The organism is Pseudomonas putida (assembly GCF_009883635.2).
GTDB lineage: Bacteria > Pseudomonadota > Gammaproteobacteria > Pseudomonadales > Pseudomonadaceae > Aquipseudomonas > Aquipseudomonas putida_W.
Genome location: NZ_CP026115.2, coordinates 1,165,048 through 1,179,115, shown reverse-complemented (window position 1 = coordinate 1,179,115; position 14,068 = coordinate 1,165,048). Strand labels below are relative to the sequence as shown.

The following is a 14,068-nucleotide window of genomic DNA, read 5'->3' as shown; positions in this document are numbered from 1 at the left end:
CTCCTTCGAGGAATGCTGGTCATGCTCTGCTGCGTGGCCGGCATGGCCATGGCAGAGGAAAAGAACATCCTGGTCACCAGCGGCAGCGATCGGGCCACGCCCATCGCGGTAGTGCCGTTCGGTCTGCAGGGTGGCAGTGTGCTGCCAGAAGACATGGCCGATATCATCGGCAACGACCTGCGCAATTCGGGCTACTACTCGCCGATTCCGCGTCAGAACATGATCAGCCAGCCTACCCAGGCCAGCGAAGTCATCTTCCGTGACTGGAAAGCGCTGGGTGCCCAGTACGTGATGGTTGGCAGCATCGTGCCTTCAGGCGGTCGCCTGCAGGTGCAGTACGCGCTGTTCAACGTCGCCACCGAGCAGCAAGTGCTGACCGGTAGCGTAGCGGGCAGCACCGATCAGCTGCGCGACATGGCGCACTACATTGCCGACCAGTCGTTCGAGAAGCTCACCGGCATCAAGGGTGCGTTCTCTACCCGCATGCTGTACGTGACGGCCGAGCGCTTCTCCACCAACAACACTCGCTACACCCTGCAGCGCTCGGACTACGACGGTGCCCGTGCGGTGACCCTGTTGCAGTCGCGTGAGCCGATCCTGTCGCCACGCTTCGCGCCGGATGGCAAGCGTATCGCCTATGTTTCGTTCGAGCAGAAGCGCCCGCGTATCTTCGTCCAGAACATCGATACCGGTCGCCGCGAGCAGGTGACCAACTTCGAAGGCCTGAACGGCGCGCCAGCCTGGTCGCCTGATGGTTCGCGCCTGGCGTTCGTGCTGTCCAAGGACGGCAACCCGGACATCTACGTGATGAACGTGGCTTCGCGCCAGATCAGCCGCGTTACTGCAGGCCCGGGCATCAACACCGAACCGTTCTGGGGCAAGGATGGCAACACCCTGTACTTCACCTCTGACCGTGGCGGCAAGCCGCAGATCTACAAGCAGTCGGTCAGTGGTGGTGGTGCCGAGCGTGTGACATTCGTGGGTAACTACAACGCCAACCCGAAACTGTCGGCGGACGAAAAGACCCTGGTGATGATCCATCGCCAGCAGGGTTTCACCAACTTCAAGGTGGCGGCACAGGACTTGCAGCGCGGAAGTGTAAAGATTCTCTCGGAAACGAGTCTTGATGAGTCGCCCACTGTCGCGCCTAACGGCACCATGCTAATCTACGCCACCCGCCAGCAGGGCCGGGGAGTCTTGATGCTCGTGTCGCTTAACGGCCGTGTGAGGCTCCCACTTCCTACCGCTCAAGGCGAAGTCAGAGAACCGTCCTGGTCCCCTTACCTGAACTGATTGCGGCGTAATACGTTTTTGCTTAACACACTGGGGTTTCATTAGGAGTTTCACGATGGAAATGCTGAAGTTTGGTAAATTTGCTGCGCTGGCTCTGGCCATGGCCGTAGCTGTAGGTTGCTCCTCGAAAGGCGGTGACAACGCTGGTGAAGGCGCTGTTGACCCGAACGCTGGCTACGGTGCCAACACTGGCGCTGTTGACGGTTCCCTGAGCGAAGAAGCCGCCCTGCGCGCAATCACCACCTTCTACTTCGAATACGACAGCTCGGACCTGAAGCCAGAAGCCATGCGCGCTCTGGACGTTCACGCCAAGGACCTGAAAGCCAACGGCAACCGCGTTGTCCTGGAAGGCAACACCGACGAGCGTGGCACCCGCGAGTACAACATGGCTCTGGGTGAGCGTCGTGCGAAAGCCGTTCAGCGCTACCTGGTTCTGCAGGGCGTTTCCCCTGCTCAGCTGGAACTGGTCTCCTACGGCGAAGAGCGTCCAGTTGCCACCGGCAACGACGAGCAGTCCTGGGCTCAGAACCGTCGCGTAGAACTGCGTAAGTAAGTTCTTATGCGTATGTGCCGTCGTGCTGTAACCGTCCTCGCACTCAGCCTGCCGCTTTCGGCGTGGGCTGCGGTTCCTGTAGTTGATGACAACGGGGGTGCTTACCCACCTTCCGGTTATGGCACGAGCGGCGCCTATGCCGGCGCAGGGGCTTCGACCCCTGCCTCGGCACAGGGCCAGCTGTTCATGCAGCTGCAACAGATGCAGGATCAACTTTCCCGTCAGCAAGGCATCATCGAAGAGCTGCAGAACGATGTGTCGCGCATGAAGCAGGAAAACCTGGAGCGTTACCAGGATCTTGATCGTCGCATCAATAGTGGTGGCGCGCCTGCCGCGACCCCCGACAATTCTTCCACCGGTGGTGCATCCAATGCCGCCGCCGGTGCAGCAGCAGGCGCCGCTGGTGCCGCTGCACAACAACCGGCCGCCAGCAGCGAGCCCGGTGATCCGGCGAAAGAAAAGCTCTACTACGACGCGGCTTTCGACCAGATCAAGCAAAAGGACTTCGACAAGGCCAGCCAGGCGTTCAACGCCTTCCTGCGCAAGTACCCGAACAGCCAGTACGCTGGCAACGCCCAGTACTGGTTGGGTGAGGTGAACCTGGCCAAGGGCGACCTGCCAGCGGCCAGCCAGGCCTTCGCCCAGGTCAGTCAGAAGTACCCCAAGCACAGCAAGGTGCCAGATTCGCTGTACAAACTGGCTGACGTCGAGCGCCGCATGGGCCACACCGACAAGGTCAAGGGCATCCTGCAGCAGGTCATCACCCAGTACCCCGGCACCTCCGCCGCGCAACTGGCGCAACGCGACCTGCAGAAGCTCTAAGTTGCACCTTTGCAAGAAACCCGCGCCTGTCGCGGGTTTTTTCGTTAGAATCACTGCCCTTTTTTTATAAACACGCTGTAGCGGATAACGCCATGTCGAGTCCGCGACAGTGCCTGACGGAGGCGGACAGCCTGTTTAGCTGTCACGCCCGTGGCGAGCATGCAAGACACATTACGCATCACCGAAGTCTTTTACTCTTTGCAGGGTGAAACACGAACGGCTGGGCTGCCCACGGTATTCGTGCGCCTGACCGGTTGCCCCCTGCGCTGTCAGTACTGCGACAGTGCCTACGCCTTCACCGGAGGCACCATTCGCACTCTCGATTCGATCCTTGAGCAGGTGGCCGGCTTCAAGCCGCGTTATGTCTGCGTCACCGGAGGCGAGCCGTTGGCCCAGCCGAACGCCTTGCCGCTGTTGCAGCGCCTGTGCGATGCCGGTTACGAGGTCTCGCTGGAGACCAGCGGCGCCCTCGATATCTCGGGCACCGATGTGCGCGTCAGCCGGGTGGTCGACCTCAAGACCCCGGGGTCGGAAGAGTCGCACCGCAACCGCTACGAGAACATCGAGCAGCTGACTCGCAACGACCAGGTCAAGTTCGTCATCTGTTCCCGCGAGGACTACGACTGGGCGGTGTCCAAGCTGATCCAGTACAACCTGGCCGAACGTGCGGGCGAAGTGCTGTTCTCGCCCAGCCACCACCAGGTGAGTGCTACTGACCTGGCCGACTGGATCGTCGCCGACAACCTGCCCGTACGCTTCCAGATGCAGTTGCACAAACTGCTGTGGAACGACGAACCCGGACGTTGATTGAGGAGTAAAAGAGATGACTGAGAAACGCGCGGTAATCCTGCTGTCTGGCGGCCTCGATTCGGCCACGGTCGTGGCCATGGCCAAGGCCGAAGGTTATAGCTGCTACACCATGAGTTTCGACTATGGCCAGCGCCATCGCGCCGAGCTGAATGCCGCCGCCCGCGTCGCCCGTGACCTGGGCGTGGTCGAGCACAAGGTCATTGGCCTCAACCTCGATGGTATCGGCGGCTCGGCCCTGACCGACAGCAGCATCGATGTGCCGGAGACCCCGGGCGAGGGCATTCCGGTGACCTACGTGCCGGCCCGCAACACCGTGTTCCTGTCGCTGGCGCTGGGCTGGGCGGAAGTGCTGGAGGCGCGCGACATCTTCATTGGCGTCAACGCCGTGGATTATTCCGGTTACCCGGATTGCCGCCCGGAATTCGTCGAGGCGTTCGAGCGCATGGCCAACCTGGCTACCAAGGCGGGCGTCGAAGGGCAGGGTTTCCGCATCCAGGCGCCGCTGCAGAACATGAGCAAGGCGCAGATCGTGCAGGCGGGTATTGCCCGTGGCGTGGACTACAGCCTGACGGTCTCCTGCTATCAGGCCAATGATGAAGGCCAGGCGTGTGGCAAGTGCGACAGTTGCCGCCTGCGTGCTGACGGTTTCAAGGCGGCGGGTGTAGAAGACCCGACTCGCTACTTCTGACAAAAGGTTTGCTCAGGTATTGATTTCCCGTTAGAAATCAGTATTATACGCGCCATCCAACGGGTCGTTAGCTCAGTTGGTAGAGCAGTTGGCTTTTAACCAATTGGTCGTAGGTTCGAATCCTACACGACCCACCATATGCAGTAAGACAAAGCCCGCAACCAGTCATGGTCGCGGGCTTTGTCGTTCATGGCTGGCTGGTGCCGGGGCGCAGGGCGCCCCTCCTGATTACTCAGCCCACTCTGGGTCCCCGGTAAACACCACGGTAATCCAGCGGTCCGGCCCTTCGCCGCCTACCGCATCGCCGATCTCATTGCGCCACGCATCCCATTCATCGATGGTCTTCGCCGCCATGGTCTTCGGCACGATGAAGTAAAGCTCGATCTCCCGCGAGCGCCCGACCTTGGCCACATAGGCCCTGTATGACTGCAGGCCGTGCCGCGCCACGAACTCGCGTGCCACCTCGTCCACGTGCAGCTTCAGGTCCCCCGGCGTCACCAGGAAGATCTCCGACAGTGCCTGGCGCACGACCGACAGCGGCAGCGGAATGATCACCAGGCACACCAATGCCAGTACCGCCGGGTCGATGTACGGCGACACCCACTCCCACTGCGTACCTTGCACTGCGTAGCCGAAGCAGAAGGCAATCAACAGCGCGGCGGTGATGCTGGCCGACATCACCCAGCCTTTGACGTCCATGCGCACGAAGTCCGACTTCAGTTTGCGGTTGGCGCGGTTCTCGACCACGGCGATGGTCGCGCAGGCGACCACGGTCAGCAGCGCATAGACCATCGCGATGCCGAACTCCAGGTGGCGACCACCTTGCAGCAGGCTGCTGACCGCGTTGATCAGCGCGTAGATGGCGACGCCGCTGAGCAGGATGCCATTGAGTGCCAGAACCATCGGTTCCAGGTGCCAGAAGCCCATGGTGAAGCGCTCGCGCAGCTTGCGCGAGAGTTGCAGGCTGGTGGCGTGGGAAGTGATCAGTTTGACCACCACCAGTGACAGGCCACTCATGCTGGCATCGACCAGCGAGTAGACGCCGTCGAAGACGATCGAGAACGAGCCGGAGGCCAGGCCGAAGCCGATGCCGATAGTGGCGATGAACAGGGTGACGGCGATCGAGGTGCGTAACAGGCCCTGTTCGCTGGTGATGTCGAAGAAAGAAGATCGGGTTGCGGTTTGCATGTGTTTTGCTCGGTCAATAACGATGTTGCTGTGTTGGCTGTGCCGGCCTCTTCGCGGCGGTTCGGCGCTCCGATAAACCCCACAGGGACAGCGCAACACTCAAGGCTTGCGTTATTCCTGTGGGAGCGGGCTTGCCCGCGAAGAGGCCCTTACAGGCTAGACGCGAAACTGCTCCATCAGCGCCTGTTGTTGGTTGGCCAGTCGATTCAGCGCCTGGCTGATGCGTGCCGATTCATCGGCCTGGCCCGACAGTGACTCGGTCACGTCGCGAATCCCGGCCACATTGCGGTTCACTTCCTCGGCCACCGCACTCTGTTCCTCGGCCGCCGAGGCAATCTGCAGGTTCATGTCGCTGATCACCGCCACGGCCTCGCCGATGCGCTCCAGTGCGGGCAGCGCCTGTTCCATGCGCGTGGCGCTGGCCTGGGCCTGGCGCTGGCCTTCATGCATGGCACCGACCACGTCCTGGGTGCCTTGCTGCAGCCCTTCGATCACTTGGCGAATCTCTTCCACCGACACCTGGGTGCGCTGGGCCAGGCTGCGCACTTCGTCGGCGACCACGGCAAAACCACGCCCGGCCTCGCCTGCGCGTGCGGCTTCGATGGCGGCGTTGAGGGCCAGCAGGTTGGTCTGCTCGGCAATCGCGCGGATCACCTCGAGCACCGAGCCGATCTGTTCGCTGCGCTGCTCCAGCGCACGGGCCTCGTCCATGGCGGTGTCCATGCCGGTTGCCAGCTGGTCGATGGTCTGGCGGGTGCTGGCAATCAGCTGCAAGCCTTCGCGGCTGGCCTGATCGGCACCGCGTGCTGCCTGTGCTGCCTGGGCTGCGTTGTGGGCGACATCCTGGGCGGTAGCGCTCATTTCGTTGGCGGCGGTGGCGACCTGTTCGATTTCCCGTTGCTGTTGCTGCATGCCATTGCTGGTCTGGCTGGCGATTGCGGCGGACTGGTCGGCGGTGCCGCGGGCTTCGAGCAGCGAACCTTTGACCTGGGCGATCACCGGTTGCAGCTTGTCGAGGAAGCGGTTGAACCAGCCCGTCAGCTGGCCCAGTTCGTCCTGGCGGGCGTAGTCCAGGCGGCGGGTCAGGTCGCCTTCGCCGCTGGCGATGTCCTCCAGGCGGGCGGCCACGGCGAGGATCGGCCGGGTAACGCCACGCGCAGTCAGCCAGACCAGCAGCAGGCCGATGATGGCGGCGCCCAGGCCGATCAGCAGGCTGGTCAGGTTGGCGCTCCGATTATGGCTGTCCAGGCGCTGGTTGAGGGCCAGGGCCGGCGCTTGCAGCACTGCTTCTGGCAGTTCCAGTTGCACCTGCCAGGGGGTGGCGTCAGGAATCGGCGCGAACGGCCGTGCCACGCGCAGCAGGCCCTGATCCACCTCCTTGTCAAGTGGCTGGCCCAGCTTGCTGGCGTCACGGCTGTGCCCGGCGAGCAGGCCGGCAGCGCTGACGATGCTGACCTGGCCTTGGCCGTCGAACAGTTCCTGGCGGCCATCCAGGCTCAGTTGCTGGAGGTTGTCCAGGCCGATGTCCAGGCCGACCACACCGACCACCTTGCCGTTTTCCAGCAGGGGCAGGGCGATGCTGGTCATCAGTACCTGGTGACCATTGACGTCGTCGAGGTAAGGCTCGAGTACACAGGCCCTGGCGGTTTCCTGCGGGCAGGTCAGCCAGCGGTTCTTGGCCAGGCCATTGGTGCCAGGGCTGCTGTCGTTCAGCATCGATTCGGGCATCGCCTCAAGGTCCAGGGTGCCTGGGCGAGGTTGCGACCAATACAGTGAGAAGCGCCCGCTTTCGTTGCTGCCGCTGGTCTCCTGGCCGATGAACTGGTTATCCAGGTGGTCGAGCGCATTGGGCTGGAACACCAGGTACAGGCCGATCACGTCCGGGTTGCCGGCCAGGCTGGCGTGGGCCTGACGGGTCAATTCGGCACGCAGGTCGGTGCCGCCCTTGGCCTTGAGCACCTGTACCAGGCGGGCGAAGCCGTTGCCGTACTGGTAGGCGTCCATGAAGTAGCGCTGGATGCGCAACGCCTGGGTCTCGGCGTGGGCCTGCAGGCGCAGGCGTGCGCTGTGTTCGAGCATTTCGGTACTGGCCTGGTTGACCAGCGCCGCGCTACGCCGCGACTGAGTCAGTGAGCTGGCGACCAGCAAGGCGACGATGACCAGCAGGCAGAGGCCGGTGAGCAGGGTGATCTTCCACTGGATGGACAGGCGACGCAGCAGCATGAGGACTTTCCTTATCGTTCAACAACAACGCCCGCGTTCAGGCGCGGGCGTTGTCGGTGGCTGGTGTCAATCAGCGACGTAGTTCGGTGGCGAGACCCGGAAGGCCTTGGTCAGCCAGGCCAGGTGCAGCAGCCCCGCCAGTGCCCAGAGGCCGCCGAAGATCAACGAGTTCTCGTTGAGGTCGAGCCAGAGCTTGGCGATGATGCAGAAGCCGATGGTCGGCAGCACCAGGTACTTCATCTTGTTGGCCAGCCCCTGGCGTTTACCCTCGCGCAGATAGCAGTGGTTGATCACCGACAAGTTGACGAAGCTGAACGCGACCAGAGCGCCGAAGTTGATGATCGAGGTGGCGGTGACCAGGTCGAAGAAGATTGCCGAAAGGGCGATAACGCCGACCACGGCAATGTTCACGATCGGGGTCTTGTAGCGCGGGTGCAGGCGGGCGAACACGCTGCTCGGGATCACGTTGTCGCGGCCCATGACGTACAGCAGGCGCGACACGCTGGTTTGCGAAGCCAGGCCCGAGGCGATGGTATTGATCACCGTGCAGGCGATGAAGATCGACTGGAACAGCTTGCCACCGACATACAAGGCGATTTCAGGCAATGCTGCTTCCGGGTCCTGGAAGCGTGCGTTGGTCGGGAAGTACGCCTGCATGAAATACGACACAGCGATGAACACCACGCCGCCGATCAGGGCAGTGAGGAAGATTGCCCGTGGGATGATCTTGCCCGGGTCCTTGGTTTCTTCGGACAGGCAGGTGACAGCGTCGAAGCCCAGGAACGAGAAGCACAGGATGGTTGCGCCGGCAGCCAGGGCGCTGAGGTGCGTCTGCGAGTCGGCGAATGGCAGCAGGCTCCAGGTGGTTCCCAGCCCTTCGCCCTGGTCCAGGCCACGAACGCAGAGGTAGATGAACACCGACATGATCATCAGCTGCACGACCACGAACAGCAGGTTGAAATGCGCGACCAGGTTGATACTGCGCATGTTGATCAGGCTGATCAGGGTGACGAAGCCGGCCACCCACATCCATGCCGGCACTTCAGGGAACATGGCCGAAAGGTAGAGTTTGGCCAGCAGCGCGTTGACCATGGGCAGCAAGAGGTAATCCAGCAGCGAAGACCAGCCGACCAGAAAGCCCACGTGCGGGTTGATGGCGCGTTGGGTGTAGGTGTAGGCGGAGCCGGACTGCGGGAAGCGGCGGACCAGTGTGCCGTAGCTCACTGCGGTGAACAGAACGCCGGCCAGGGCCAGCAGGTAGGCGCTGGGGACGTGGCCGTTGGTAACGCCGGACACGATGCCGAAAGTGTCGAACACGGTCATGGGCGTAAGGTACGCCAGACCGATGATGACCACGTGCCAGAGGCGCAGGGATTTACGGAATTGGCCGTTGCCGGTGGCGTTGTGGTCATGCTGCATGCTGGTGTGGCTCCATGTTGTTCACCTTTTTGTTTGGAGCAGAGATAGGCGCGTGCTAGGCGCCGGCGTCAGGCTGGCAGTGCCTTGGCGAGGAGGTTGAAGTGTGCGGGCAGGGGCATCCGAGCATCATGACGGCGCGACTTTTTCTTCTTCGTGGATCGGGCGCTGGGCGAGGTGGTGAAAATAAAAAACGATTGATAGGTAGGCGTCAAGTTAAACATGACAAGATGTTGCTAAATTGAAATATTTATCGGTTAAACGGCTTGAATGTTCGGTTTTTGCGCGTTTTTTTGCGGTTTCGATCGACTTGAATGTTCGTAAAAATTAACGATCTGCTGGATTGTCGGACATTTCCCAAATCGCCATTTCTGCCCAGGCGTCGTCACCCGCCTGTCACCGCAGTGATATCCTTTTGCACCCGCCCATATGGACATCGATCGGTTCTATTCATGAAGAAATCAGTAGGCATCCTTTCCGGCCTGGCCATCGCCATCGCCGTCGTGACCACCGCTGGCGCCTGGTACACCGGCAAACAGCTGCCTGGCGAGCTGGACAACGCCGTTAGCCGCAGCAACGAACAGCTCAAGAAGGCGCTGACCAACTATGGCGGCAGCATGACCGTCGAGCTGGTCTCGCTCGATCAGCATTTCTTCAGCAGTACTGCGCAGTATCGGCTCAAGGCCAAGGACATCAACCTTGGCCACGGCGAAGTGGTCAGTTTTGACCTCGGCATGACCGACCAGATCGAGCATGGCCCGTTCCCGTGGTCGCGGGTCAAGGCGCTGAAACTGGTGCCGGTGCTGGCCGCGAGCAGCAGTAGCCTGCAGAAGGATGACCTCACTGCGCCGTGGTTCGCTGCCGCAGGCGAGCAGTCGCCGATCAGTGCGCATACCAGCCTGGGCTTCTCGGGCAACGTCGACAGCAACATTACCGTGGCACCGCTCAAGCGTACCGATGCCGACGGCAGCAGCCTGGATTTCTCGGGGATGTCGCTGGAGGTCAGCGGCGATCAGGAAGGCAAGGCGTCGAAGTTCCATGGCAGCGCGGATCGCTTCGTGATGAAGCTGGTTGGCGAGGACCATCCGCCGGCCACCCTCGAGCTCTCGGGGTTGAAGGTGGGTGGCAACCTGGCGGCCAGCAAGCATGACGCCGTGTACGTCGGCAATGTCGACCTGCTGCTGGCCGAGGCCAAGGCGACCTTGGGTGACAAGCAGCAGGTGCTGGTGCTCAAGGGCCTGGAGCAGAACCTTCTGCAAACCTTGGATGGCCCGGACACCGTGGGTGGCCGCGTGGACTACCGGGTCGCGGACATCACCTGGGATGGCCGCGCAGTGGGTAATGCGCAGATGGGTGTGAGCATCAAGTCGCTCAATGCCCCAGCCTTGCAGTCGCTGTCGAAGTGGTACCAGGCCCACCTGCCGGAGTTCGAAGCGGCTCAGGCGGCCGGGCAGCCGGTGCCGGAAATCCAGATGGATGAGGCGGAAAAAGCCAGGTTCCACGGCGACCTGCAACAATTGCTGGCCTCCAAGCCCAAGCTGGCCATTGAAAACCTGGCGTTCCGCACTGCCAATGGCGAGAGCCGTTTCGACCTGTCGATGGATTTCGCCAGCCCGGCCTCGTTCGACCTGCCGCCTGACCAGTTGAGCAAGCAGCTGATCACCGAGGTGAAGAGCAAGCTGTCGTTGTCCAAGCCGATGATCGGTGACCTGGCGACCTTGCAGGCGCTGCTGGAAGGGCAGACCGATGCCCAGGCGATTGCTTCGCAATCGAGCCAGGCTGGGGAGATGGTCGGCATGATGGCGGTGCAGAGCGGCATGGCCACCGTGCAGGGCAACGATGTGGTGTCGAGCCTGCACTATGCCGATGGCATGGTCGACTTCAACGGCAAGAAGATGACCGTCGAAGAGTTCGCCATGCTGCTGGCCGCACATTTTGCCGCCATGCAGCCGCAGGGCTGATGTTCTGCCTGTGCTGGCTTCTTCGCGGCCAGCACAGGCATCACAAAAACCGCTTTTGAATTCTCCTGATTGTCTGTAGCCTTCGGCGTCCGATAATAATCCGCGCCCGCAGAGGGCCGTGGCGGCACGCCTGCCGTCCGGCACCCCTAGCCGATCTGCCAGGGCCGGGTGATACACTCGATTTGACGCGCACGCGCGCCTGCAGGTCCAGCGATCATGACCCAGATTTCCGAACGCCTGTTGGTTCAGGCCCACCTTGACGCCAAGCAGCCCAACCCGCTGACCGCCGAGCAGGAGGCCGAATACCGTGCGGCCATTGCTGCCGAGCTGAAAGCGCAGAATGCCGTGCTGGTAGCCCATTATTACTGCGACCCGGTCATCCAGGCGCTGGCCGAAGAAACCGGCGGCTGCGTGTCCGACTCGCTGGAAATGGCCCGCTTCGGCAAGAACCACCCGGCCGAGACGGTGATCGTCGCCGGTGTGCGCTTCATGGGCGAAACCGCCAAGATCCTTACCCCGGAAAAGCGCGTGCTGATGCCGACCCTGGAGGCCACCTGTTCGCTCGACCTGGGCTGCCCGGTCGAGGAATTCTCGGCCTTCTGCGACCAGCACCCTGAGCGTACCGTGGTGGTTTATGCCAACACCTCCGCTGCGGTGAAGGCGCGGGCGGACTGGGTGGTGACGTCGAGCTGCGCGCTGGAAATCGTCGAAAGCCTGATGGACAACGGTGAGACCATCATCTGGGGCCCGGACCAGCACCTGGGCCGCTACATCCAGAAGCAGACCGGTGCCGACATGCTGTTGTGGGACGGTGCCTGCATCGTTCACGAAGAGTTCAAGTCGCGCCAGCTGGCCGATATGAAGGCGCTGTATCCGGATGCTGCCATCCTGGTACACCCGGAGTCGCCGGAAGCGGTAATCGAGCTGGCCGACGCGGTGGGCTCCACCAGCCAGCTGATCAAGGCGGCGCAGACCCTGCCGAACAAGACCTTCATCGTCGCCACCGACCGCGGCATCTTCTACAAGATGCAGCAGCTGTGCCCGGACAAGGAATTCGTCGAAGCGCCGACAGCCGGTAACGGCGCGGCGTGCCGCAGCTGTGCGCACTGCCCGTGGATGGCGATGAATACCCTGGAGCGGGTGTTGCATTGCCTGCGCAATGGGGGGGACGAGATTTTCGTTGACCCAGCGTTGGTACCGAAGGCAATCAAGCCACTGAACCGCATGCTGGACTTTACCCAGGCGGCTCGCCTGAAACTCTCCGGTAACGCCTGAAATTGCTGGGGGCGCAAGCGCCCCCAAATTATCAGCGCCCCATCATTTCCTGAACCATGCGCTTCTGTTCCATGACCTCGCGCTGGCGCTGGTCGATCTGCGAGGCCAGCGGGAAGTTGCTGCCTGCCCGACGCTTGGCGTAATCCAGCTGCTGTACCGCCTGGTCGAAATCCCCTACTAACGTGAAGTATTCGGCACGCGCGCGGTGCAGACCGATGGTGTTGCCCGACAACCCGCGCACTTCAGCCATGTCGTACCAGACGTCCGGGTCATCCGGCCGGCTCTTGAGCAGGTCGTCCAGCACCTTCTCCGCTTCGGCCGGCTTGTTCTGTTTGACCAGCAGGTCGGCGCGCACCTGTTTCAGCGGGTAGTTGCCCGGGTACAACCCCTGCATGCGCTCCGCGCGTTGCTGCGCGTCGGCCAGGCGGTTGTTGGTGATGTCCAGGTCGATCTGCGCCAGGTTGTAGGTGATGTCGTTGGGGGCCTTGGCCAGCAGCGGCTTGAGGTTTTCCCGCGCTTCGTTGAGCTGCCCACCCTTGATCTGCGCCAGGGCCAGGCCGTAGCGCGCAGCGTCCAGTTTCGGGTCTTCGTCGAGCTGGGCGCGGAAGCGCTTGGCTGCCAGGCCCGGGGTGCCCTCGTAGGTGAGTGCCACGCGGGCGCGGATCAGTTGGTAGCGCTGGCTATCCTCGACGCCACCCTTGGGCGCCTGTTCGGCGCGGTTGCGGGTGTCGGCAATACGCGATTCGGTTACTGGGTGAGTCAACAGGAATTCTGGCGGCTTGGCGTCGAAGCGGTACTGGCGAGCCAGGCGTTCGAACATGGTCGGCATATTACGCGGATCGTAACCGGCCCTTTCCAGGTTCTGGATGCCGACGCGGTCGGCTTCCTGTTCGTTCTGCCGCGAGAAGCGCCGTTGTTCCTGGATTGCCGCCGCCTGCGTGCCGGCGATCATGCCGATGCCGGCATCGCCTGCGCCGCCTGCCGCCAGCACAATGCCGGCCAGCAGCGCCGCCATCATCGGCAGCTGCATACGCTGCTGGGCCTCGACGCCGCGGGCGAAGTGGCGTTGCGACAAGTGCGCGAGTTCGTGCGCCAGTACCGAGGCGTACTCGCCTTCGGTCTGGGCATTGAGGAACAGGCCGCCGTTGACGCCGACGATGCCGCCAGGCGCAGCAAAGGCGTTGAGCTCGCGGCTGTCGATGAGGATGAACTCCAGGCGACGGTCCTGCAGCTGGCTGGTTTCGGCCAGGCGGTAGACGGTGGTCTCGACGTAATCCTTGAGCTGTGGGTCATTGAGCTGGTTGACCTGGCCACGCAGCAAGCTCAGCCAGGCTCGGCCGAGGTCGTGCTCCTGCTTGGGTGAAACGATCGCGGAACTGGCGTCGCCCAGTGACGGCAGGTCGTCGGCGTGGCCAGGAAGGGCCATCAGGCAGGCCAGCGCCAGCAGGGTGGGGCGCAGTAGATTCATGCAGAAGCTCGCGTCGATGAAAAAGCCTTACTGTAGCCGGGTCGCGCGGAGCAGACCAGTGGCGGTATGCTACCGAGCTTTTCCCAAGACTTACGCCCCGCCCCGGAGACGCGCCCGATGAGTGACACCCTGACCTGCGACGCCGAACTCGACGCCAGCGGGCTGAACTGCCCGCTGCCGCTGCTCAAGGCGAAGATGGAACTCAACCGCCTGGCCAGCGGCGCGATCCTGAAAGTCATCGCCACCGATGCCGGTTCGCAGCGCGACTTCCGCACTTTCGCCCAGCTTGCCGGTCATACCCTGCTGCAAGAAACGGCCGAGGCCGGTACCTACACCTACTGGCTCCGCAAGGCCTGAGCCAACCCAAGGAT

Annotated in this window: 11 protein-coding genes, 1 tRNA gene and 2 pseudogenes; 9 read left to right on the top strand and 5 right to left on the bottom strand. The window is 62.4% G+C overall.

Features of this window, described 5'->3' with window-relative positions; all coding sequences use genetic code 11:
• Nucleotides 1-12 precede the first annotated feature (12 nt).
• From tolB to C2H86_RS05285, 6 genes are all read left to right on the top strand, one after another.
• Nucleotides 13-1,293 (top strand): Tol-Pal system beta propeller repeat protein TolB, encoded by a 1,281-nt coding sequence (tolB, locus tag C2H86_RS05310; RefSeq protein WP_152955760.1) that lies wholly within the window; start codon nucleotides 13-15, stop codon nucleotides 1,291-1,293.
• Between the two features lie 55 nt (nucleotides 1,294-1,348).
• Nucleotides 1,349-1,846: a peptidoglycan-associated lipoprotein Pal gene (gene pal / locus C2H86_RS05305; RefSeq protein WP_023381906.1), complete on the top strand. Its 498-nt coding sequence runs from the start codon at nucleotides 1,349-1,351 to the stop codon at nucleotides 1,844-1,846.
• A gap of 6 nt (nucleotides 1,847-1,852) precedes the next feature.
• Entirely contained in the window at nucleotides 1,853-2,668 is an 816-nt protein-coding gene (gene ybgF, locus C2H86_RS05300; protein ID WP_110637196.1) for a tol-pal system protein YbgF, read from the top strand.
• Nucleotides 2,669-2,827: 159 nt separating this feature from the next.
• Entirely contained in the window at nucleotides 2,828-3,475 is a 648-nt protein-coding gene (queE, locus tag C2H86_RS05295; protein WP_079229347.1) for a 7-carboxy-7-deazaguanine synthase QueE, read from the top strand.
• Between the two features lie 16 nt (nucleotides 3,476-3,491).
• A complete protein-coding gene (gene queC / locus C2H86_RS05290) occupies nucleotides 3,492-4,166 on the top strand; it encodes a 7-cyano-7-deazaguanine synthase QueC (RefSeq protein ID WP_159411720.1) in 675 nt (224 codons plus the stop codon).
• A gap of 61 nt (nucleotides 4,167-4,227) precedes the next feature.
• Nucleotides 4,228-4,303 (top strand) — tRNA-Lys (locus C2H86_RS05285).
• Nucleotides 4,304-4,394: 91 nt separating this feature from the next.
• On the opposite strand, the gene C2H86_RS05280 is transcribed toward C2H86_RS05285, so the two are convergent.
• The 4 genes and pseudogenes from C2H86_RS05280 to C2H86_RS05270 all read right to left on the bottom strand — a co-directional run bounded on the left by C2H86_RS05280 (nucleotide 4,395) and on the right by C2H86_RS05270 (nucleotide 8,996).
• The gene (locus C2H86_RS05280; RefSeq protein ID WP_159411719.1) at nucleotides 4,395-5,354 is read right to left on the bottom strand and encodes a cation diffusion facilitator family transporter; all 960 of its coding nucleotides are present in this window, start codon (nucleotides 5,352-5,354) and stop codon (nucleotides 4,395-4,397) included.
• Between the two features lie 156 nt (nucleotides 5,355-5,510).
• Nucleotides 5,511-6,047: pseudogene (locus tag C2H86_RS28625) on the bottom strand (methyl-accepting chemotaxis protein); the annotation flags it as partial.
• Nucleotides 6,048-6,416: 369 nt separating this feature from the next.
• Nucleotides 6,417-7,358: pseudogene (locus C2H86_RS28620) on the bottom strand (chemotaxis protein); the annotation flags it as partial.
• Nucleotides 7,359-7,643: 285 nt separating this feature from the next.
• Nucleotides 7,644-8,996, bottom strand: coding sequence for an APC family permease (locus C2H86_RS05270; RefSeq protein WP_159411717.1), 1,353 nt, complete (start codon nucleotides 8,994-8,996; stop codon nucleotides 7,644-7,646).
• Between the two features lie 449 nt (nucleotides 8,997-9,445).
• Between C2H86_RS05270 and C2H86_RS05265 the strand changes: the two genes are divergently transcribed.
• Both C2H86_RS05265 and nadA read left to right on the top strand, forming a co-directional pair.
• The gene (locus tag C2H86_RS05265; RefSeq protein WP_159411716.1) at nucleotides 9,446-10,954 is read left to right on the top strand and encodes a YdgA family protein; all 1,509 of its coding nucleotides are present in this window, start codon (nucleotides 9,446-9,448) and stop codon (nucleotides 10,952-10,954) included.
• A gap of 216 nt (nucleotides 10,955-11,170) precedes the next feature.
• Nucleotides 11,171-12,229 carry a quinolinate synthase NadA gene (nadA, locus tag C2H86_RS05260; protein ID WP_016711984.1) on the top strand — a complete coding sequence of 353 codons (1,059 nt, stop codon included), beginning with the start codon at nucleotides 11,171-11,173 and terminating at the stop codon, nucleotides 12,227-12,229.
• A gap of 31 nt (nucleotides 12,230-12,260) precedes the next feature.
• Here the strand turns inward: nadA and C2H86_RS05255 are convergent, their stop codons facing one another.
• Nucleotides 12,261-13,697 carry a M48 family metalloprotease gene (locus tag C2H86_RS05255; RefSeq protein WP_159411715.1) on the bottom strand — a complete coding sequence of 479 codons (1,437 nt, stop codon included), beginning with the start codon at nucleotides 13,695-13,697 and terminating at the stop codon, nucleotides 12,261-12,263.
• A 117-nt stretch (nucleotides 13,698-13,814) separates the two neighbouring features.
• Between C2H86_RS05255 and C2H86_RS05250 the strand changes: the two genes are divergently transcribed.
• Entirely contained in the window at nucleotides 13,815-14,054 is a 240-nt protein-coding gene (locus C2H86_RS05250) for a sulfurtransferase TusA family protein (RefSeq protein ID WP_159411714.1), read from the top strand.
• Nucleotides 14,055-14,068 lie beyond the last annotated feature (14 nt).